This window comes from Flavobacterium sp. AK-345, from assembly GCF_058310175.1.
This window is the reverse complement of sequence record NZ_JBZEER010000006.1, coordinates 1-23,825: the sequence shown is the minus strand read 5'-3', so window position 1 is coordinate 23,825 and position 23,825 is coordinate 1. Positions and strand designations below refer to the sequence as shown.

General features: G+C 34.3%; 12 protein-coding genes. All 12 read right to left on the bottom strand.

The window, feature by feature from the left end:
* Window positions 1–2 precede the first annotated feature (2 nt).
* The gene (cyoE, locus tag AC4FQ3_RS12380; RefSeq protein WP_491182047.1) at window positions 3–905 is read right to left on the bottom strand and encodes a heme o synthase; all 903 of its coding nucleotides are present in this window, start codon (window positions 903–905) and stop codon (window positions 3–5) included.
* Between the two features lie 154 nt (window positions 906–1,059).
* Entirely contained in the window at window positions 1,060–3,201 is a 2,142-nt protein-coding gene (locus AC4FQ3_RS12375; protein WP_491182046.1) for a gliding motility protein RemB, read from the bottom strand.
* Window positions 3,202–3,945 carry a deoxyribose-phosphate aldolase gene (gene deoC / locus AC4FQ3_RS12370; protein WP_491182045.1) on the bottom strand — a complete coding sequence of 248 codons (744 nt, stop codon included), beginning with the start codon at window positions 3,943–3,945 and terminating at the stop codon, window positions 3,202–3,204. It abuts the gene before it with no gap.
* A 118-nt stretch (window positions 3,946–4,063) separates the two neighbouring features.
* Window positions 4,064–4,450: a VanZ family protein gene (locus AC4FQ3_RS12365; protein ID WP_042565647.1), complete on the bottom strand. Its 387-nt coding sequence runs from the start codon at window positions 4,448–4,450 to the stop codon at window positions 4,064–4,066.
* Complete coding sequence (gcvH, locus tag AC4FQ3_RS12360; protein ID WP_042565646.1) at window positions 4,443–4,823, bottom strand: glycine cleavage system protein GcvH; 381 nt, start codon at window positions 4,821–4,823, stop codon at window positions 4,443–4,445. The genes AC4FQ3_RS12365 and gcvH overlap by 8 nt, the downstream gene beginning before the upstream one ends.
* An 85-nt stretch (window positions 4,824–4,908) precedes the next feature.
* Window positions 4,909–12,150: a T9SS outer membrane translocon Sov/SprA gene (gene sov, locus AC4FQ3_RS12355; RefSeq protein ID WP_491182044.1), complete on the bottom strand. Its 7,242-nt coding sequence runs from the start codon at window positions 12,148–12,150 to the stop codon at window positions 4,909–4,911.
* A gap of 23 nt (window positions 12,151–12,173) precedes the next feature.
* Window positions 12,174–12,755, bottom strand: coding sequence for a Holliday junction branch migration protein RuvA (gene ruvA / locus AC4FQ3_RS12350; RefSeq protein WP_042565644.1), 582 nt, complete (start codon window positions 12,753–12,755; stop codon window positions 12,174–12,176).
* Window positions 12,756–12,831: 76 nt separating this feature from the next.
* Entirely contained in the window at window positions 12,832–15,126 is a 2,295-nt protein-coding gene (locus tag AC4FQ3_RS12345; RefSeq protein WP_073396800.1) for an NADP-dependent malic enzyme, read from the bottom strand.
* A 157-nt stretch (window positions 15,127–15,283) separates the two neighbouring features.
* Window positions 15,284–15,709, bottom strand: a complete 426-nt coding sequence (locus AC4FQ3_RS12340; protein ID WP_042565642.1) for a CBS domain-containing protein — start codon at window positions 15,707–15,709, stop codon at window positions 15,284–15,286.
* Window positions 15,710–15,964: 255 nt separating this feature from the next.
* A complete protein-coding gene (locus tag AC4FQ3_RS12335; RefSeq protein ID WP_491182043.1) occupies window positions 15,965–17,968 on the bottom strand; it encodes an OmpA family protein in 2,004 nt (667 codons plus the stop codon).
* A gap of 11 nt (window positions 17,969–17,979) precedes the next feature.
* Window positions 17,980–18,891 carry a PorP/SprF family type IX secretion system membrane protein gene (locus tag AC4FQ3_RS12330; protein ID WP_491182042.1) on the bottom strand — a complete coding sequence of 304 codons (912 nt, stop codon included), beginning with the start codon at window positions 18,889–18,891 and terminating at the stop codon, window positions 17,980–17,982.
* Window positions 18,892–18,937: 46 nt separating this feature from the next.
* Window positions 18,938–23,825: T9SS type B sorting domain-containing protein (locus AC4FQ3_RS12325; protein ID WP_491182041.1), on the bottom strand; the 4,888-nt coding region annotated here is incomplete at its 5' end.

Sequence of the window (23,825 nt, the reverse complement as noted above, 5' to 3'; positions counted from 1 at the left end):
AACTATCTTAAAAATTTATCTACTATAAACACAATTTGCAGCAACGAAATATACGAAACACTTACCAACATTAATGTTCTCGCAGCTTTTGCTGTTCGCAATTGATACAATCGTATTGCATAAAATAACATCCACAATCCCAATAAAAAAACCAAAACTGCCGCAATTGGCGTTATAAACAATTGTCCTGTATACCCTAAAACCGGCAACAATGACGCTATTATTAACCAAACGGTGTATAACATAATTTGCAATGCGGTCCCTTTATCTTTTTTACCTGTTGGAAGCATAAAGATTCCTGCCTTTTCATAATCTTCATATAAAAACCAGCCAATTGACCAGAAATGAGGGAATTGCCAAAAAAACTGAATTAAAAACAAAGTCCCAGCTTCTATTCCAAAATCTCCTGTAGCTGCAACCCATCCCAACATAAACGGAATTGCACCCGGAAATGCACCCATAAAAACCGATAACGAAGTTACTGTTTTTAAAGGTGTATAAATACTTGTATATAAAAATATTGAAATTGCTGCAAACATTGCCGACTTTGCATTAATGGTGTAAAGCAAAGCAATACCAATAACGGTAAGCAAACTTGCTACAATCAAAGCCATTGTTGGAGACATACGTCCTGAAGGAACCGGACGATTTTTTGTGCGATCCATCAAAGAATCGATATCTTTTTCTATTACCTGATTAAAAGCATTTGAAGCTCCAACCATGCAATATCCTCCAATAGACAAAACCAGCAAAACACTCCATTGAAAAGGGTGTTCCTCATTTACCCCTAATAAATATCCCGCAATTGAAGAAAACAAAACACTAATAGCTAAACCAGCTTTAGTGATCTCTTTGAAATCCAGAAATATCGATTTTAATGAAATTGTATTTTTTGTAGCGTTCAAACCTTGATTGTTTGTATATTTTTTGAGTGGTGCAAATGTACAAATTAGATTGTAGAATCCTGAACTATAAAATTAGATTTTTTCAATAAAAACCTTTACAAAATAAGGACTTGTACATTTTTAACACTATTATTTCGAAAAATCTTATTAAATGCTAGTAATCAAAATACCAATTAAAGACATCAGAACGTAATCCGATAGTAAACCATGTTGTACTTTGTTTAAAAGTAGTTGCTGTTTCTTGCGTTGGATCAAAGTTTCTGTAAATAAAACTTCCAAATAATTTTAAATTAGTCATCGGATTTATTAAGTATCCTCCTTGAATGTCAGCAATAAAAACACTTGTTTTATTACCTTGTCCTACTTTTACTCCAGTATCATATGGACGTTTCTCATCATAACTCTTATAAATATTCCCTCCATAATTAAAGCTGTCCTGTGCAGTATCAAAATCTAAGCCTCGTGTTCCCATTGTAAATTTAGCATCTCCAAAAATACGTCCTTTATGATAACGACCAATTGCTACTAATTCTTCAAAATTACCTCCCCATTGATGCCCGATACTTTGGTTATTATGACCATAGTTTGTAATAACAGCGCTATGCTCGTAAACGTAAGGACGCACATGATTATACTCAAGCTGTAACAATAAATCTTTAACTTTAAAAGCATTAAAATATTTAGCCCCAAGCTGATATCCGAATTTATTTTTCCAACTTTGCTCTCCCGCTCCCATATCAGAAACTGAAAATTCATCTAATAAAAACTGAGCGTAAAAATTAACATCATTATTCCATTTGTATTTAGCAGTCATACCTAAAAGCGCATTTCCACTTCTTGAAGAAGATGCAAACTCAACAGAACGATAAAATATGATAGGGTTTACAAAATTTACATCAAACCCTCTATTATTTGTATCTGTCCAAACTACTGATTCAAAGAAACCAAAATTCAGTTTATTTGAAACGTTCCAGCTTAAATAATGATTCGCCATATACTTAGACGCATAGGTTTTTTCTACAGTAACATCTGGGCGCACATCTTTAAGCCACATATAAGTATTGGTGTATTTTATTTTCCAGAAAGTGGTATTGATTTTAAAATACGGATAAGGGCTCGCTCCATCACTTTCAAGCAACGAACGATATCCGTCTCCAATAAAATTTCTTCCATAACCTAACTGAAAATCAAAAATTTTACTTGGCGCAAAAGTAATATTAGCTTCTGCTAAAGGAAAATCGTAAGCATCACTTTTAAATCTTTTCCCAATGCCCATTCCTGGAATAATAGCAGGATTCCCTCCTGAAGGCTTTAAGCTTTCTGCATAATCATTATAATAACCTGCAAATCGGCCCTGGCTTTCAAAAACAGTTGTTGTAAAATTAATTTGTTTTCCTAAACCTCCTCTAAAATTTAAAGCACGTGTATTTACAAAAGTATAAGAAGCATCAAGATCTGAAGCTTTACCCATTTGCAAATCAAGAATAGGATTTAGTGCTATCCAATAATCTTCACCCTGAATCTGAACTAAATTTTGATTCCAAAACTTTCTTCCCAACCAGGTCGAAACATTTTTTTGAAGTGATTCATTTACGGCTTTTAAATTATAATATTTTGAAACCTCAGCATAAGTATAAGGCTTTGAAGCAGTATGGTTGTTACTTCCAACCTGATTCATTGCGCCATCAAACTGCGCATAATAACTATGTGAAAACGGAATATTTAAATGACTTTCAAATTCAGGATTATTATATTTTTTATACACAATACTATCCAACTCAGTCATTGGTTTTTCTAGTGGTTTTTCAATTTCGGCTGCAGCCAAAGCTTCTGCTTCAATTTGATCGGCACTTTTTAAAGGAATGGCAATCGAAATTGTATATTTAGAATATGTTGGCTTTCCGCTATATGATGAAGGTTTAATTTTCGGAAATGTACCAAAAACACGTTTAGCTTCTTCTGATAAAGCTTCATTTTCTGCATTAACATAAATCACTTTAAATTCACCGTTAACATCTACTTCAAAAAGCACTTTTACTTCTCCCTGATAATTTGTTTGTTTTAAATTTTCAGGAATTTGAAAATTATGATAAACAAAATCCTGAACTTCTTTATAAAAACAATTTTCTAATTTTTTTGATTGCAAATTTTCACAATTGGGAAAAACAGGAAATTGCTCTGTTGCAAAACCAGGCTTAACAGAACTATTATTCCTTTCCTGAGAAAGGGCAACTAAGGAAGACAGGATAAGAATAAAAGATAAAAAATTCTTAACGGTGTAAAATTTAATTTTCATTTAATATTGATTTGGGGTATTTCCTCCGTCTACAATTGTTTTTGCTGCCGAAGTTCCAATTCGCTTAACTCCTAAACGAATCATTTCTATTGCTTCATTATATGTTCGAACACCTCCGGCTGCTTTTATCGGCAACGGTGAAGCATTTTCTAGCATCATAATTACCGTTGGAATTGTCGCTCCGTTTGGCAAATCATTTTCAGTTTTAAAAAAACCGGTGGAAGATTTTACAAAAACAGAAGCATAATTTTCTTCTTTGAAATTTGATATAACAATATTTTTTATCAAAGCCGAAAGCTGAATAATTTCTTTATCTGTCAAAGCAGCGACTTCAATAATCCATTTTACTGTTTTATTGTGTGCTAATCCAATTTGTGTACATAATAAAACTTCCTCTTTTACTAATGATAGATTTCCGTTTTTAAAAGCTTCATAATTACATACAAAGTCTAAATCGTCTGCTCCATTTTCAATTGCCGAGTTTGATTCTTTAATTTTGGTTTCGATATCTGATTTACCTTCCGGAAAATCGATAACTGTCCCCACAAGTAAAGCCGAATTTGCTTCTAGAATCATTTCTTTTGCCAAACTTACATATTCCGGACGAATCATGATCAGTTTAAAATTTTCGTTAATGGCTTCAGAAATTGCTTTTTTAACCACGATAAGATTTTCTGCTTCCGAAAGTCCGGCTTGAGAGGCAGTTTTTAAGTATGTTGAATCTAAATATTGCTTAACATTCATGATTTTTAGATACATGTGGAATTTCGACAAAAATACATTTAAAATTCAGAAAAAAAACCTCTTTTTGAATCTTGCCTTTTTTGCAATAAAAAAAACCCACCGAAGTGGGTCTTTATTTTTATATTCTATCGATTTGCTTTTTTAAAGCTATGGCTGTAAAAAGACCTATTGTAGCTCCAATCGTATTTGCTAAAATATCTCTAACATCTGCCGCTCTTGTTGTTGTAAAAACACTTTGCAAAATTTCGATTGTAATTCCGAAAAAAACCGAAAATATGAACGAAATCAAATAAGCTTTATAATCATCAGGAGCTTTCCCTTTTAATTCTTTTTTAAAGAATAAAATCCAGGAAATTGTAAATCCAAAATGAAAACAAAAATGTACAATTTTGTCAATATTTGGAATATTTGCTACTGCAGGAAGATTACTTGAATCTGTCAAACAAAAATAAGTGATAATTCCTGAACAAATAATTGCCCAAAGAAGCAATAGCTGTTTAGGCACCGATAAGTTGTTTATAAGCTTCGTCAGATAATAAAGTATCTATTTCTGACGCATCAGCAATTTTTATTTTAATCATCCATCCAGCTCCATAAGGATCAGAATTTACAGTTTCCGGAGCACTTTCTAAACTATCGTTAAAAGCAATAATTTCTCCTGTTAAAGGCAAAAACAAATCCGAAACTGTTTTTACAGCTTCAACAGTTCCAAAAACCTCGTCTTTATCAAGTGTCTGGTCTAAAGTCTCTACTTCAACATACACGATATCTCCTAATTCTTTTTGAGCAAAATGAGTAATTCCTACTGTTGCTACATCTCCTTCGATGCTAACCCATTCGTGATCTTTTGTGTACTTTAAATTTGCTGGTATGCTCATAATAGTATGTTTGAAAATTGATAATTTAATAATTTAGGCACAAATGTAATAATCTTCTAATGAAATCCCCTTTAGAAACTTAAAATTAATTTCCGAAATTATATCGAAGCGTAAAGCCTGAACGAATGTTCGTTAACGGAAACGATGTTGAAATTACCGCTTTCGAAAATGAATGATCATAATAGAATATTGCGGTTAAGTTTTTACTAAACGAATAATCAGCAGTAAGCTTTAAAGACCAAATATTTTGACCCGCTGCCAACTGATTGTTGTCGTAATCTAAATATCGAACCAAAGTTTCATTATTTCTAAAAGAAAAATCAGCTTTTATATTGATGTCACTTTTAATGATCCCGGTTGGATTATCTGCAAGTCTTGAAGAGAAAATTACATCTTTAAAACGATATCCTAATCCCACTACATATTCAATTCCTTTTACTTCCGTCAATAAATTATTATCAAAACTCATCGATAAAGCTCTGTCTTTTTTAATTTCAGTTAACAATCGTAAAGAACTTTTTAACTCAAAATCTACTCGGATAAGCGGACTAAACTGCTCTACCAAGTTGACGTTTGACATAATCGTTTTATTAAAGAAGTTTGTATTTACATCTTGAATCGGATTGAGTACAGGATCTGCTATTGCTTTATCATAATCAAAATTAGACCTAAACTGGTTTATCGTATACGAAGCTCTATAATTGTGCTGCAATGAGAAACGTTTGAATTTATCTTTAAAAAATTTGTATCTCATTAAACCGTTGTATTTTATACTCCAGTTTGGAATTGGGAAATTTCTAAAAATGCCTGTCGATGTCTTTTCAGCATCACCTCCTGTGTACGCAGCAAGGAAAGCCGGTAATAATACAGCCTGATTACTTTTTCCGTAGCCTATAGGATATCCTTGATTAGATTCATAAATCTCTCTCTGTTTTTTATACGGATCTTCTGCTGCCGGATCTGTTGGTGCCGCCGGAATATCATTAACATCATATCTAGGTATTGCATTTCCTGCCCCATAATGATCCTCTGCCAAACGATTTGCTATGATTAAACGATTACTTCTAAAATCATCAAATGCAGCAGATTGGGTTTCATTACTTGTAGAAAAAGCTGTTCCTATCATAACAGTCGAAATCGAAAACATTCCGTACGTATATGGAGACAGAGGTGTATAATTTCCATCTACCACGCTATATTGTTCTGATGAATTTTCAGAATAAGAACGATCCATCGTTAAATCGATTTTTAAGTCTGGCAACAAATCTATATTAGTTGTTACTTTTAATAGTTTGCTTGTTACTTGTGTAAAGTTTTGATTAAACTCATCATAAGTGGTTAACCATCCGTTTTTGGCAGCTTCATATCGCACATCATCCTGACTTCCAAAAACGAATCCTAAAGATGGTTTTGAAGTCCCTAAGAAACCAACACTTGGTGTGTATCCTGGTAAAACAGTACCACTATTTTTAGTGTAATTGATCTGAATGTTTTTTACACTTGTCAAAATACCAATTAAGCCATCATAAAAAGGGCTGCTGCTTGTAACAGGTTTTGCCGTATTCACAATTTTTTCTCCCGGTTTTGGTGGTGCTGCAGTTTTAGGTTTTGCCGTTTTTTTACCTCCTGGAGTCAAACCTAAATACTTATACAACGTATTCATATTTAATGTTGTTGTTAAAGTATTTGAATTCGCATTCTGGATAGTATTACCCAAATCAAATACATTACCATTATCATCAGTGTATTCAGAAAAAGCTGTTGAAGAACGCTGCCAATTATAGTCTGCTGTATAAGAATAACTAGCTTTTACAAAACTAAATATTGGAATTTTATTAATCGGAATATCATAATTCAAGACCAATTGCTGCATGTGTTGATTTGGTGTTCCGATATCCCAATAGTCATCCCAAATATTAAAATCTTCTTTTGGCGTATTATCATCATTTAAAAAATTCCTAACGATATTATTAGACGCTGCCGTATAATTTAATTTTAATGATTTTGTTAGGTTGTAACCAAAACCGTATTGATAATTAAACGCGAAATTTCTTCTGTAAAGCGGATCAAGACCAATTCCCTCAACTTCAACTTCTCTATATTGCTGGCGATTGCTTTGTCTTAAAATATTAGTATTAAAAGTAATATTAGAAGGCAAATAATTAAAATTGAAGTCACTTAAAATTTTCCAATACTCACTTTTCTTCATGAATTTGGTTTGTTTAAAAGGTACTACTTCTTTAGGCTGAAAAGTATAAGCATAGTTTATTGCCGTATTTGACTGTTCATCTTCGTAATCTTCTACTTCATAATCATGGCGTTCCACCTGATTGTAAGATTGTGAAAACGTTAAATTCTCAACATCATAAATATGCTGTTTTTGTTCTGGAGCCCTGTCTTTTCTTACTCCAATAAAGTTGATACTTTTTCTTTTGGTATAATCTACAGCACGTGTTCTGATATTATCTTTTTCTGCCTGATCGGTTGTTTCTCTTAACAATTGATCTAACTTAATATCCTGATTAAAAGGATCGTATTCTGGCGTAATAACCTCTTCTCCGATTGCGTAATTAAAAGGTAAATTAATTCCCCATTTTGGAGGAAGCAGTTTTCCTAAATTTAAATTAGTTACAATGTTATATTGTTGAATATCTTCACGATCTCTCTCGTTGGCACCTTGTTCTAATGATCCAAAACCAATAGTACTCTTTTTACCCGTTGCCGAAATAGTCGCAAAATCAGCCATATTGGTATCGATATTTAATATCGCAGCCATACCGCCTTTGTTATCCAAATCAGACATACGAAGTTCATTAAACCAAACTTCTCCTTTAATATCTTTATGATCTGCCCTACTTTTTACACCAACCATTAAATTTCGAACCAAACCAAAGTTAGGATTTCCTTTTATCCCTAATCGCAACGCACCATCTCCATCTCCTCCGTCAATTGTTGCATCATCATCTGGGTAATAGATTCCATTTATATCTCTCTTATCAGAATTAATATCGACACTCATTGCCTTAATTTTCATTCTGGTCAATAATTCAAGTGCAAGATCAATATCATTTTCTTCCAGCCAAACCTGATCTGCGCCTATTGAACATGATCCTCCGGTTCTTGTTACTTTTAAAGGAATTTCGACTTGGTAAAAGTTTTGAGTAAAGTCATTTCCAAAACGAATAAAACCAACCATTTCATCATCTAATAATGTATTTTCGTTTGGCAATGATTCAGCGTGTAAAAACATTTTTAGTTTTTTGTACTGACGCATATCAACACTTACATTTTTAAAAACTGCTCTTGAATCTTGGTATTGTAAACCTGAACCTGAAACTCGTAATGCTAATGATTGTTCGTTTTGATTGATAACTGTATTGTTATTGTATAATTGTTCTCTTTGTACTCCTGGTGGGATTACATAATTTACCGGACATTTTGTACCGTTTTCCTGAACGTTTACTGCTAAAACATCAAAGTCTGTACCGTCATCATCCTGATTTGTATCGTTTGCGTCAAGAGTACTTGTATATCTTCTCCACTCTCCTCTAACTAAATCTAAAGCTCCAAAACGAACTGTCATCTGATCATTAAAACCTGTCATGAACATACGCATAAATCGAATAGATCTAAAATCTGTAATGTTTCCGATTGTATTTTGAGGCTGAGCGACAGGAATTTTAAACTGAATCCATCTTGCATTTGTTGTAGCTCCATTTGGCAGCTCAATATTACTTACTTCACGAATATCGGTGATGTAGTTTTGTCCAACCTGCATTCCTGGTTTTAAATCAATACTATATTCATAATAAGCATTAATAGTGTTCATTGTATTATCACGGTTAATATCCTCAACATCCGGCAATGTTGTAGAACCACGATTTGGATCATCTATACTAACAGGAGAGTTCCCTTCTACTCCATTATATTTTTTATAACGATCCAGAACTCCTCCTTCGGTATTTAAATAATAGGTATAATCATCTGCCGCAGGGTCAGCTTCTCCTGCATAATTCGTGTACACAGATCCTTCTTTAGAATTTGGTAAACCATCCAGACCTACGTCTTGATTTTTACGATTATCGGCATTTGTATCAAACGCATAAATTAAGGATTGAGATGCCGGAACATCTCCCCAAATTGGCTGAGGGTTTACTAAAACCTGACCTGGGCCTAATCCGTTTTCATACTGTTTTCTTCCGTCTTTTAATACATCTTCAGAAACTTCACCTAAGTTGAAATAGATTTTACCGGTGTTATTTGTTTGTGCTTCACCATTTCCAACATAAGGATCCAGTACCCAAAACTGTATGTATTCAACATTTCCCTGCTCAAAATTAGTTGAGTTTAAAGAACGCATAATTCCACCAAAATTAGAAGTTGCCGGATCTGAACTAAAAGTTGGGTTATTGTTATATGGTCCTCTTTCAGAAGGATAATAACTTAAATCCAATGTGTTTATTACTTGTATCTGGCCTTGAGCAATATCTGTGTTTGGATATAATTCTCTACTGTATATTCTTCTTGTTGTATTTAATGATAAATCATCATTTGAAATACCAGATGGTTTTGAGGAATAAAACACTGGATCAATCGTATACCATGATAATTTTGCTCTTTTAAAACCATAATCTAATGTACTTGAACTGGCATTAAAAGTATTATCGTTTATTGAATTTAAAAATGGCGTAGAAGCTAAACTCCACGCATAAGCCGAACGCATATCAATAGTAGATTGTGACCCTTCAAAATCATCTATATAAATAGTGGCTTCTCCTTCAAAATCACTCGCTTTTGGAGCATCTGGTTTTAAAAATGCAATTTCTCCCCGAACAGAAAGATTAGAAGGAACATCTGTATCTATATTTGGAAGTTTATTTACTAATCTTGTAAAGAAAGGAACTTCGGTTGAAAAATTCCCATTAAAACCAAAAATGGTATTATTTACGGATTCCTGACCATAACTTGATTTTTGAGTAAATGGTCTTTCTGTCATTTTTAGGTAAGTTCCTCCAACAACAAAATTTTCCGAAATTTTATGTTCAATATTGAATCCCATAAATCTTCTGGTTTGTTGTCCAAAGATTGAATTGTTTTCTAAAGAAACTTCAATTGGTGTATTTGACGCCTGAAGTGAAGGATCAAGAATCTGAACTCTTCCTAATTGATAATCGACACTATAATCAATGCCTTCAACAAGAACTCTTCCTGCAGCCGTAACTACAACAGAACCCTGAGGAACATTGAATGCACCAATAGGAATACCATTACTTCCTGAAGATTTATATTTTCCTCTCAATAAAAACTTATTTTTATCACTGTCCTGTAAAGCTCCGGATTGTGTGTTTCTATACATATTTCTAAACACATATTTCTGCTGATTCGCATTATATGTACTTGGATCATTATAGTTTTCACCTGAACCTGTATTTTGTAGTTTTTTAAATATCAGTTCCCCAAATGGTTCTTTGGTGGTAAAAACAATTCGGCCATTTTGAACATCTACTGTTATTCCCGGAATATAATCAAAGAAACCATCACCTCCTGTTTGCGGATCATTATTATAATTTAATCGGTCAAGATTAAACACATTTAATAATGGTGTCTGGTCTACTTTGTTATCTCCAGTTGGATTTGAAGGAAAGTTAGTTCCCGCAACTGGTGATATATAATTTATAGGAGATGGATCTGTATAAAGAATATTCAACCTGAAATCGTCTTGTTTTATTTGATAGGCTTGTGGAATTTGATACACGTTTTTCATCATCAGGTTCCAAACCGGATTCTGAACGTTGGTCAAACTACTTTTCAGCATTTTTAAAATCAAACTCTGTGTAATAACGGCCTGATTAGAGGTGTTGTTTCCTGTAACCACAGTTGCATCAACACCATCACTACCAAATTCTCCAACTTGATACACCTGGCCTCCAACTGTATACTCAAAGGCTACCGCAAGAATTTCATCATTAGCCAAACGCTGTTGCAATGAAATATATCCTAATTGCGCATTAAAAGTATATTCGTTTGTAGTCAGCTTTCGGGCATTTTCTAAAACGGAATAATCTGTTCCTTCACTTACATTCGCATTATTGAAACCTGATTTTGCTGTTACAATTTCTCTAATGTTTGAATTTAAGAATGAACCTGCCTGCCCAATAAGTTCAGGGTCATATTTGTTGTTATTGTTATCTGTTGGCGAATCTATTGGATTGTTAAAAAATCCTGCTGTTGGATTTGTAACAACAATTTCATTATCAGGAATACCGGTTAATTGCCCTTCTCCTAAATCCTGAAGTGCAATAACATTTCTTAAGTTATTATTCGTTGTGCTTACCCTGTTTTGTTTATTGGTAACCCAAACTTCTAATCTGGTAATTTGAACACGGCTATCTATAAAAGGATAGTTCCTTAATGAGGCATCGTACTTGTTTCTAAAGTACTGCGAAAGGAAGAAATGTCGATCGTTATCATAGTCTAATGCATAAAGATCAAAATTTTGAACCGTTCCTCCACCTTCTGCAACTATACTTTTTGTTTGTGATTTTTGTTCTGAGAAAACTCCTGTAACTGTCGTCTTTCCAAATTGCAATTGCGTTTTCACACCAAATAAGCTCTGAGCCCCACGAATCAGGGAGCTGTTTAATGGCATGCTAACATTACCAACTTCTACTTTTTGAATAATATCATCTTCAGAAGGCGTGTAAGCTAATTTGAATAAGTTTTGAAAGGCAAATGTAGATTGTGTATCATAATTAGCATTTACTTCTAATCTGGTACCTACTTTACCCATTAAACTCATACTGATACGCTGATCAAAATCAAAAGTAAGACTTGATCTGTTTCTTGGAGAAAATGAAGGATTATCCTGCTTGGTATAACGAACACCCAAGTCCATTTCTACAGATCCTGTAGGTTTTACATCAATTGTATTACTACCGAAGATACTTTCGAAAAGACTTGAATTGATATAATATCTTGGCAGCAAATCTTTCTTAGCCGCCTCACTTCCAGTCTTTTTACCATCAATAGCATCGGATTTTTTTCTAAAATAATCTCTTCTTGATTCTTTTAGAACTAAATCTTCGTATTCTTTTGGTGTTAGAATAATAGGGTAATTTATAGAGAAACCATCTACAGAATTTGTATAAATATATCGATCTGTAATTGGATCGTATCTATATGCCGAAAGAATACTTGGAGGATCTGCGAGTTCTACTTTACCTGTAGAAAATTGAGTTTTAGTTGTATCTTGAACTGTTTGATTTACTTGCGCACGCAAAACATTCCCGCAAAACAAAACAAGTAAAAAAATACAAATTTTACGCATAGAATTAGTTTAACTTAATGAGTTTATAAGCTTTTTAACGCCTTTTTAATGATGGTTTCTACAGTAGCCTCAGGATCTTCTTTTACGATCTTCTCTACTACTTTTTCAGAAGTCTTTCGAACAAAACCTAAAACTTCCAAAGCAGATAACGCTTCATCTCGATTTGTATTGTTTTGAACTACCGAAACTTCATCTAAATCGTACAATTTTAACACTTTTTCTTTTAAATCAAGTATTACTCTTTGTGCTGTTTTGTTTCCAATTCCCTTAATAGACTGGATTATACCTACATCTCCTGAGGCAATTGCGTTTATAATTTGTCTTGGTTCTATAGATGATAACATTGTTCTGGCAATGTTCGCACCAATGCCTGAAACCGAAAGCAGCATTCTAAATATCTCACGTTCTGATTTTTCGACAAATCCGAATAAAGTATGCGCATCTTCTTTGATTAGAAGATGCGTATACAATTTTATAAAATCAGCATTAGGAAGTAGTGAAAAGGTATGTAAAGATATATTTATGTGATATCCTACACCTCCACAATCTATCACAACTTCGGTGGGATTCTTTTCCACCAATTTCCCTTGCAAATGTGTTATCATAATTTAATTTAAAGCCCCAAATATAACAATAATTGCAATAAAAATACGACAAAATTATTGTTAAATTAAAATATAGTTATTCTCTGGCAAGTTTGTTTTTTTTATTTTCTTTTTCCTGAGCATCAATTACTGCGATTGCAGCCATGTTAACCATTTCTTCTACGCTTGCACCTAATTGAAAAATATGGACAGGTTTGCCCATACCCATCATAATAGGGCCAATAGAATTTACTTTATATAATTCTTTTAATAACTTATAAGTAATATTTGCCGATTCTAAGTTAGGGAAAATTAAGGTATTAACTTTTTTACCTGCTAATTTAGAGAAAGGAAATTTTTCCTGAAGCATTTCCGGATTCAAAGCAAAATCTGCCTGAATTTCTCCATCAACAATCATTTCAGGATGATTTTTATGTAAATAAGCTACAGCTTCTCTTACTTTTGACGCTCCAGGACTTGTAGATGATCCAAAGTTTGAAAATGACACCATTGCAATCACTGGTTCTACACCAAACATTTTTGCTGTTTTTGCTGTCATAATAGCAATATTCACTAAATCCTCAGAAGATGGATTTATATTTATTGCTGTATCAGATAAAAACATTGGTCCGCGAGATGTTAACATCATGTTTGCGGTTGCGACAAGTGACGCTCCGTGTGCTTTGTCTATTAATTGCAACATTGGTTTTACAACACTTGGATAACTTCTTGTATGACCTGTTACCAAAGCATCTGCTTCGCCTGAGTTTACCATCATGGCTGCAAAATAGTTTCTTTCGCGCATGAATTTTTGAGAATCAAGAAGCGAAACTCCTCTTCTTTCTCTTGTTTCCCAATATAAAGTGGCAAATCTGTTTCTTCTTGCCTCTTCTTCAGTAGTTTTAGGATCAATGATTTCAATATCAGCATCAAAACCTAACTCTTTTTTAAGTCCTAAAATAATCTCTTTATCTCCTAATAAAATCGGAAAACCAATTCCGTCTTCATGAACAATCTGCGCTGCTTTAAGAACGTTTAACTGATCAGCCTCTGCAAAAACAATTCTTTTTGGATCCATTTTTGCACGGTTTGTCATTAAACGCACCATTTTATTATCGTTACCCATACGCTCACGAAGTGCATCTTCATAAGCTGCCCAGTCTGTAATAGGATTTTTTGCAACTCCTGATTCCATTGCAGCTCTTGCAACAGCTGGCGCTACGATAGTAATCAACCTTGGATCAAATGGTTTTGGAATGATATATTCCTGACCAAAACCTAATTTTGTTGCTCCGTAAGCTACGTTAACCTGCTCCGGAACTGGTTCTTTTGCCAAAATAGCCAAAGCCTTAACAGCAGCCATTTTCATCGCTTCGTTAATTTTTGTAGCTCTTACATCCAGCGCTCCTCTAAAAATATAAGGAAAACCAAGAACATTGTTTACCTGATTGGGAAAATCAGAACGTCCCGTAGCCATAATCACGTCTTTACGCGTTTCTACAGCTAAATTATAATCGATTTCCGGATTTGGATTTGCCATTGCAAAAACAATCGGATTGTCTTTCATTGTTAATAACATTGCCGGCGTTAAGATATCTCCCGAAGATAATCCGATGAAAACATCAGCTCCGTTTACGGCTTCTGCCAATTCAATTTTGGCACCGTCAACCGCGTATTTTAATTGTAATTCTGATAACGAAGGATTGTCTTTTGTTAAAAGTCCTTTACTATTAAACATCATTATATTCTCGACTTTTACGCCTAACAAAACATATAAATCAGTACATGCAATCGCAGCCGAACCTGCTCCTGAAACTACGACTTTTACATCTTCTGCTTTTTTTCCTGCCAATTCAAGCGCATTAATCAATGCTGCCGAAGAGATAATTGCCGTACCATGCTGATCATCGTGCATTACCGGAATATCCAATTCTTCTACCAATCTTCTTTCTATTTCAAAAGATTCCGGCGCTTTAATATCTTCCAGATTAATCCCTCCAAAAGTTGGGGCAATATTTTTTACAGTCTGAATAAATTCTTCAACATTTTCTGTATTTACTTCAATATCAAAAACGTCAATATCAGAGAATATTTTAAAAAGTAACCCTTTCCCTTCCATTACTGGTTTAGAAGCTTCCGGACCAATATTTCCTAATCCTAAAACAGCTGTACCGTTTGAGATAACGGCAACTAAGTTTCCTTTTGCTGTATATTTGTAAACGTCTTCTACGTTTGCTGCAATATCTAAACATGGCTCTGCAACTCCTGGCGAATAAGCCAAAGATAAATCTCTTTGTGTTGCATATTTTTTTGTTGGAACTACCTGAATTTTTCCTGGAGTTGGTTCTGAATGGTACAGTAACGCCTCTCTTCTTTTACTCTCTTTGTTCATTGTTTTTTGCTTTTATTCTAGCTTACAAAGATATAAGTCTTCACTTAAAATGGCGTGTTTTTATAGCTTTCTTTTGTTAAAAAGAAAATTGAGGTAATAAAAAAATAGCCCAAATTATGTTGGACTATTTAATTACTAGGTATCTTTTTTATTTATTTTATTGTGAAATATAAGAATTCAAGTGATTAATTGTGTCTTTTTGAATTTCTATAATTGCTTTAACAACGTCGCTTATAGAAATTATTCCGACTACAATTTCATTTTCTAAAACCGGTAAATGTCTGATTCTTTTTGTACTCATCAGTTCCATGCAATCTTCAATATTATTGGAGAGTTTGACAGAAAAAACATGGCTTTCCATAATTTCATGAACAAAAGTTTCTTTGGATGATTTGTCCTTTAAAACAATTTTTCGAGCATAATCCCTTTCAGACAAAATACCTTTTAAATCAGATCCGTCTATGACAAGAATAGCTCCGATATTTTTTTCGCCCATTACTTTCAATGCTTCAAAAACAGTTGTTGTTGAACGTACTGAATACACATTTCTCCCTTTTGTGTTTAATATTTGTTCTACAGTCATATCTGAAAAATTTAGTTCTATAAAGTTAGAAAAAAATAAACATAAAAATCATTCAGCCTCATTTTTTAACCCATAAATATCTCATTTTAAACATTATACATCGTATTTTTGAATTTAAGAATTTTCTAACAAAGAATAGAATCATTTTCAAAGTTTTTTTGCGAATAACACACCACTTTTGATCAAACTTAGTTTTTACAAATAAAAAAGCCCTTTTCTAAAAATTTAGAAAAGGACCTATATTGATAAATTTATTTACAAATAAGTAATAATAAATTCGCTTCGTCTGTTTTGCTGATGTTCTTGCTCGGTACATTTTACACCATCGGCGCAACGGTTTACCAATTTGGTTTCTCCGTATCCTTTTGCTGCTAATCGATTGCCGTCGATTCCTTTTTGAATCAGCCAATTTTTGGTAGATTGCGCTCTTTTTTCTGAAAGGATCATATTGTTTTCTGCAGATTGCCTACTGTCTGTATGAGAACGAATGTCTAATTTTAATGTTGGATACTGGTTTAAGATATCAACAATTTTCTGCAATTGTGGTTCTGAACTTTTTTTAATCGTCGCTTTACCCAAATCAAAAAAGTTCATCGGAATATGTAATAATTTTGCCAGATCTGTTCCTACTTTAATAGATTTAATTATTACAGGATTAACTTTAGTGGTTTTAACAACTACTTGTTTTGCAACCAAAGGTGTAAATTTCTTTTGGATAGCAATTGCCAAAGTGGTTTTTCCATTTATTCTTTTTAATGCTATTGGAACTTCCTTAATTTCATAATCTGTTTTGGATGTTTTTATGAAATATTTTTTACCGCATTTTACATTTGGAAAAATATAATTTCCGTTTTGATCTGAAACTACTTCTGCAACAAATTGATAGGCTTCATTAAATAATGACAATGTTACATTCGAAAGTGTTTGATTTGTTTCTGCATCAGTAACAGTTCCCATTAAATCCTGCTCACAAACTAGTTTTCGAATTTCTGTAAATCTGTAAACATCATCAAGTCCAAGACTATTTTCTCTGTTTGAAGAGAAAAAACCATTTCTGTTTTTACTATTAATTATAAATGCAAAATCATCTTGTTTACTATTTATTGGTTCTCCAAGGTTTTGTACTTCTTCAAATGAACCATCATTGTTTATTTTTGCAACAAAAACATCAAGTCCGCCTAAACCAGGACGGCCATCACTGGCAAAGTAAATTTCGTTATCGTTTGATATAAATGGAAATGTTTCTCTGCCTTCAGTATTGATATCTGCGCCTAAATTTTCGGGTTTCCCATAAGTTCCATCATTATTGATGCTTACTTTAAATAAATCAGACAAACCTAAAGTTCCCGGCATATCTGATGCAAAATACAAGATCTTTTCATCAAAACTCAATGCAGGATGCGCAACGCTGTATTGATCGCTATTAAAAGGAAGTTCCTGCACGTTGCTCCATTCATCATTAATTAAAATTGCTTTATAAAGCTTTAGCAATGTTACTTTATTTTCGCTTTGACCTCTTTTACCTTTTATAGAATTGTTTTTGGTAAAATACATCGTTTTTCCGTCTTTTGTAAAAACGGGTGTCGATTCGTTGAATCTTGTTTTTAAACCTTTTTTATGAAAAAATACAGGATTGCTAATACTTCCGTCTGGCATTAAGTCAACAGAATATAAAGCAGAAATAGATTTATTTGTCCATTTAAAGTTCTTTTTTATGATTCCGCCCGTATCTCTGGCAGAGGTAAAAACGAGTTTATTATCTATAAGAGCACTTCCGTAATCAGAATCTTTAGAATTAATTCCGGCATCGGCAATTTCATATCGCCCTGAATTTGCTTTAATATCATCTAAATAATTTCGGTTTTTCTTAAACAAAATTCCTCTTTTGTCCAAAGGCGCTTTTTCGCTAAAAATATTTAAAATTTCATCTGATTTAGTATAATTCCCAGCCGATTTTAAGCATTGAGAATATCTATACAAATACTCTGCTTCCTGATTTCGATTAATTACAAATAATTCCTGATAGCATTTTAAGGCTTGTTTCAAATCACCGGTAAAGTAATACGAGTTTCCCAGTTTCTGAAATACGTTTTCTTCGGTACTGCCTTCTTTTATTGCATTTTCGTATAATTTTATTGCATCAGCGTAAGCATAATTATTATACTTTTTATCTGCCTGCCTTACGCTTAAACTTTGAGCATTTGCATTAAGAAAAAAATTAAATAACAAAAAGGTATAAAGTAAATTTTTAATCTTCATATTTAAATTGCTTAAAAGAATCTTGGTGATGTCATTCTATTATAATTATTTAAAAAGTCAAAGCGCAGGAAAATTTCATGTGAACCTGAATTGTATTTTCGTAAATTAGTAGTTTCATGATCGTAACCATACCCGATGTACAAACCATTTGTAACCTGAAAACCTGCCAACGCACTTACTGAAGCGCTCCAGCGATAAGCAAGACCTACAACAAACTTATCATTAAACATAAAATTGCCCGAAACATCAACCTGCAAAGGCGCTCCTTCTACCATTTTTGTTAATATGGCAGGTTTGAATTTTATATACTCTAAACGATCTAAATTAAACACATAACCCGCTATAAAATAGTAGTTAATTTTGTCTTTAAAAATGGCAATATCATTATCATTATAGCGATTTGTCTGAATAAAATTAGGAACAGATAATCCTAAATATGCTTTATCAGAATGCCAATAAATACCGGCGCCCACATTTGGAGTAAACTTATTTTTTAAGTCTTGAAATTGCGGATCATTCTGATCTTCAAAACTTAATTTGTTTAAATCAATATTAAAAAGATTTGCTGTTCCTTTTATACCAAAGGAAAGTTTAGCCGATTCGGAAGTTTGAATACTATAAGAGAAATCAGCCGACAATGTATTTTCGTTTGTTGGCCCGATTTTATCATTTACCAATGAAACTCCCAACCCTAATTTCTTATTATTTAATGGTGTGTTTATAGAAAAAGTACTCGTTTCCGGAGCGCCATCAAGACCAACCCATTGCGTACGATATAAACCAAAAACACTTAAAACGCCACGTGATCCTGCATAAGCTGGATTAATTTCTATGGTATTGTACATGTATTGTGTATATTGTGCATCTTGTTGCGCTGAACACACAACTGAAAAAAACATAAAAACTAAAATTAATTTTTTCATTTAATAAGTTTTAAAACGGCTTAGCTAAACTAAGCCGCATATTTTTTTATTTATTGATATATAAGTAACCTGATTTTTCATGTTGATTTGACTCACTGTCTCTATATTTCAGAATATAGAAATAAGTTCCAACAGGTAATCCTTCTGATTGTTTCATGGTTGTTCGTCCTGCAGAATATCCAACGAAAGCTCTGTCTTCATTATTGTAATGATCGACATCAAAAACTAAAACTCCCCAACGGTTGTATATTTCAACTGTATTATCAGGATAACATTCTAAGCCCTGAATATAGAATCTCTCATTTTTACCATCTCCATTTGGAGAAAATCCATTAAGAACTATTATCTGACAACCATTTAATGGTAAAACCGTAGGTTTATCTTCCATGTTATTAGAATCATCCGATTTATCCTCAACTACAACTCCTGCTGCGCTTTTTCCTTGCACAATTGCCTGATTGCTTACACTTCCACCATTGATATCACTTTGGTTTATCTTATAAAGAGCTGTAAAATTATTTTCATCAGATTCGTTTACCCCTAAATCAATTGCATCTCCTGAAAGTATAATTCCTGGTAATAAATCCGAAACTATAATTTTCATTAAAGGAACATTCCCTGTATTTGTTATTTTAAATTTATAGGTAATTGTCTCTCCTGCATTTGCATATCCGTCTTTATTTTCGTCATTGAAAATTGCTGTTTTAATAATTGCAATTGCCGGAACTTCGACAAAAACACTTAATATTGCTGTAGTACAGTTTGTTGAATTTGCTTTTTCGCAGATTTGGTATGTTAATGTATAACTTCCTCCAGGTGTATTTGGCAATACATTTACCATTCCGTCTGAATTAAATTCAAAATAAGGATTTGGTGTATTTGAAATCACAACATCTGATTCATTTACAGGCAAACCGTTTAATAAGTCATTATCTAAAATATTGATGAAAGCTAATTGCCCATTAATTCCGTCTACAAAAACTTGTCCATCATTATTAGCAACAATTGACGTTGCAGGAGTAACTGGCATAACTGCATTAACTTTAACACGCACAACAGCCTGACTGCAGTTTTTTGGATCTAGTTTCTCACAGATTTGATAGGTAAGTTCATAAGTTCCTGAAGGTGCGTTTGCTCCTAAATTTACTATTCCATCAGCACCTACGGTTAAGAAACCTGTTGGATCTGCCGTTACAATTGTTAAGTTTAGATCATTTGGTACTACAGCAATTCCGTTGTTTGTATCATTTTCAAAAACATTCACAAGAACCTGAGGCAGTTTTGATTCCACAACTGAAGGAATTACATCAGGATTTGCCTGAAGTCCATCGCCTGTAACCACAATTATTGAAGTCGCACTATCACAGTTTGTCGGGTTATTGATCTCACAAATTTTGTATTCTACATTATAATTTCCTGCTGGAGTATTTGTCGGCACGGTTACGGTTCCATTTGCATTCAACACAAATCCTGTTGGAAGCGTTACTGCTGAAAGTTTCACTTCTCCAGGATTTGTTCCGATAATAACTGGGTTTCCGTTTAAGGTATCATTGGCAATTACCGATTCTGTTGTTCCACCAAGAACTCCATTAACTACAGCTGTTGTTGTTTCTTCAACGGCATTGATAACTGGTGTGCCAACTGTTACTTTTACTGAAGCCGAACTGCAATTTGCCGGATTTAGCTTCTCACAGATTTGGTAAACGATTTCATAAATTCCTGAAGGTGCGTTTGCCCCCAAGGTTACGGTTCCGTCAGGGTTTAAAGTTAAAAATCCTGTTGGATCTGCTGTTACTATTGTTAAGTTTAGGTCATTTGGTACAACAGCGATGCCGTTATTGGTATCATTATCAAAAACATTTATCACAGTTTGAGGCTGGTTTGTGGCTACTACAGATGCTACTGCATCAGGGTTTGCGATTAATACACCACCTGTAACAACAATTATTGAAGTTGCACTGTCACAGTTTGTAGGGTTATTGATCTCGCAAATTTTGTATTCTACATTATAATTTCCTGCCGGAGTATTTGTCGGCACGGTTACGGTTCCATCTGCATTCAACACAAATCCTGTTGGAAGCGTTACTCCTGAAAGTTTTATTTCTCCTGGATTTGTTCCGATAACAACTGGGTTTCCATTTAAGGTATCATTGGCAATTAACGATTCTGTTGTTCCGCCAACAACTCCATTAACTACAGCTGTTGTTGTTTCTTCAACTGCATTGATAACTGGTGTGCCAACTGTTACTTTTACTGAAGCCGAACTGCAATTTGAAGGGTTTAATTTCTCACAGATTTGGTAAACAATTTCGTAAGTTCCTGAAGGTGCATTTGCTCCCAAGGTTGCGGTTCCGTCAGGGTTTAAAGTTAAAAATCCAATTGGGTCTGCTGTTACAATTGTTAAGTTTAGGTCATTTGGTACAACAGCGATGCCGTTATTGGTATCATTGTCAAAAACATTTACCACAGTTTGTGGCTGGTTTGTGGCAACTACAGAAGCTACTGCATCAGGGTTTGCGATTAATACACCGCCTGTAACAGTAACAATACTTTTTACAACATCACAATTAGTTGGGTTTGTAATTTCACAGATACTATATTCTATTTCATAATCATTTTCCGGAGTATTCGCTGCAACCGTTACTGTTCCGTCTGAGTTTAAGGTTAATCCTGTTGGAACGGTGATTCCGGTTAATTTAACTTCTCCTGGATTTGTTCCGATTACAATAGGATTTCCGTTTAAAGTATCATTTGTAATTACTGATTCTGCTGTCGTTCCGCCTGCATTTCCATTGATTGAAGCCATAGTTTCGGTTACCGCATCAATGGTTGGTTTTCCAACTACAACCACCGAGATTACAGAATCACAGTTTGTTGGGTTAGTAATCTCGCAGATGCTATATTCAACATTATAGTTTCCGGCAGCGGTATTGGCTGCAACAGTTACTGTTCCGTCTGCGTTTAAGGTTAATCCTGTTGGAACGGTGATTCCCGTTAGTTTTACTTCTCCAGGGTTGGTTCCGATAACAACCGGGTTTCCGTTTAGAGTATCATTATTTACAAGTGGAATTGTTGTTCCTCCTGCATTTCCGTTGATTGAAGCCGTAGTTTCAGTTACCGCGTCAATGGTTGGTTTTCCTACCACAACCACTGAAATTACAGAATCACAGTTTGTTGGGTTGGTAATCTCACAGATGCTGTATTCTACGTTATAGTTTCCGGCAGCAGTGTTCGCTGCAACTGTTACTGTTCCGTCTGCGTTTAAGGTTAATCCTGTTGGAACGGTGATTCCGGTTAATTTAACTTCGCCGGGATTTGTTCCGATAACTACAGGATTTCCGTTTAAAGTATCATTTGTAATTACTGATTCTGCTGTCGTTCCGCCTGCATTTCCATTGATTGAAGCCGTAGTTTCGGTTACCGCATCAATGGCTGGTTTTCCAACTACAACCACCGAGATTACAGAATCACAGTTTGTTGGGTTGGTAATCTCGCAGATGCTGTATTCCACATTGTAGTTTCCGGCAGCGGTATTGGCTGCAACTGTTACTGTTCCGTTTGCGTTTAATGTCAATCCTGTTGGAACCGTGACACTTGTTAGTTTTACTTCTCCGGGATTTGTGCCGATTACAACCGGGTTTCCGTTTAAAGTATCATTTGTAATTACTGATTCTGCTGTCGTTCCGCCTGCATTTCCATTGATTGAAGCTGTAGTTTCAGTTACCGCGTCGATGGCTGGTTTTCCTACCACAACCACTGAAATTACAGAATCACAGTTTGTCGGGTTGGTGATCTCGCAGATGCTGTATTCTACGTTATAGTTTCCGGCAGCAGTGTTCGCTGCAACCGTTACTGTTCCGTCTGCGTTTAAGGTTAATCCTGTTGGAACAGTAATTCCGGTTAGTTTTACTTCTCCTGGATTGGTTCCGATTACAATAGGATTTCCGTTTAAAGTATCATTTGTAATTACTGATTCTGCTGTCGTTCCGCCTGCATTTCCATTGATTGAAGCCATAGTTTCGGTTACCGCATCAATGGTTGGTTTTCCAACTACAACCACCGAGATTACAGAATCACAGTTTGTTGGGTTAGTAATCTCGCAGATGCTGTATTCCACATTATAGTTTCCTGCCGGAGTATTTGCCGGAACAGTTACTGTTCCGTCTGCATTTAATACAAATCCTGTTGGAACGGTGATTCCGGTTAATTTAACTTCACCGGGATTGGTTCCGATAACAACCGGATTTCCGTTTAAAGTATCATTATTTACAAGTGAAATTGTTGTTCCGCCAGTATTTCCATTGATTGAAGCTGTAGTTTCAGTTACCGCGTCGATAACTGGAGCAACAACTGTAATTTTAACTGATGCTGTACTGCAATTAGTTGTATTTGATTTTTCACAAATCGTATAATCAAATAAATAAGTACCAGCAGGAGTTTTTGGATTAACTGTTACTGATCCAGTAGTCGTATTAAAAGTTAAAACAGAAGGTAAAGTACTTGCTAAAGTAAGATTCACATCGCTTGTAATTGCAGCGTTACAGTTTAAAAGATCATTACTTAAAACATTTGAAACAGCAACTCCTCCTGAAAATCCATTAAATGAAGATATAATATCATCATTTGCTTTAATTGGACCTACTACTTTTACCATTTGTGTACACGTTTGTGTATTTCCCGAAGCATCTTTTGCTGTCCAGGTTACTGTTGTAACGCCAATTGGAAAGCTCGATGGTGCATTATTGGTAACTGTGATTGCTCCTGTGCAATTGTCCGTTGTTGTTGGTGTTCCCAAAACAACTCCCGTAGCAGCACATGAATTAACATCGGCTACAGCCGTAACATTCGACGGACAGGTAATTGTTGGTTTTTGGGTATCGCTTACTGTTACCGTTTGTGTACACGTTTGCGTATTTCCAGCAGCATCTTTTGCT

Coding starts and splice junctions, on each gene's coding strand:
- AC4FQ3_RS12375 (WP_491182046.1), bottom strand. CDS start 3,201: ATGAAAATTAAATTTTACACCGTTAAGAATTTTTTATCTTTTATTCTT.
- deoC (WP_491182045.1), bottom strand. CDS start 3,945: ATGAATGTTAAGCAATATTTAGATTCAACATACTTAAAAACTGCCTCT.
- gcvH (WP_042565646.1), bottom strand. CDS start 4,823: ATGAGCATACCAGCAAATTTAAAGTACACAAAAGATCACGAATGGGTT.
- sov (WP_491182044.1), bottom strand. CDS start 12,150: ATGCGTAAAATTTGTATTTTTTTACTTGTTTTGTTTTGCGGGAATGTT.
- ruvA (WP_042565644.1), bottom strand. CDS start 12,755: ATGATAACACATTTGCAAGGGAAATTGGTGGAAAAGAATCCCACCGAA.
- AC4FQ3_RS12345 (WP_073396800.1), bottom strand. CDS start 15,126: ATGAACAAAGAGAGTAAAAGAAGAGAGGCGTTACTGTACCATTCAGAA.
- AC4FQ3_RS12340 (WP_042565642.1), bottom strand. CDS start 15,709: ATGACTGTAGAACAAATATTAAACACAAAAGGGAGAAATGTGTATTCA.
- AC4FQ3_RS12335 (WP_491182043.1), bottom strand. CDS start 17,968: ATGAAGATTAAAAATTTACTTTATACCTTTTTGTTATTTAATTTTTTT.
- AC4FQ3_RS12330 (WP_491182042.1), bottom strand. CDS start 18,891: ATGAAAAAATTAATTTTAGTTTTTATGTTTTTTTCAGTTGTGTGTTCA.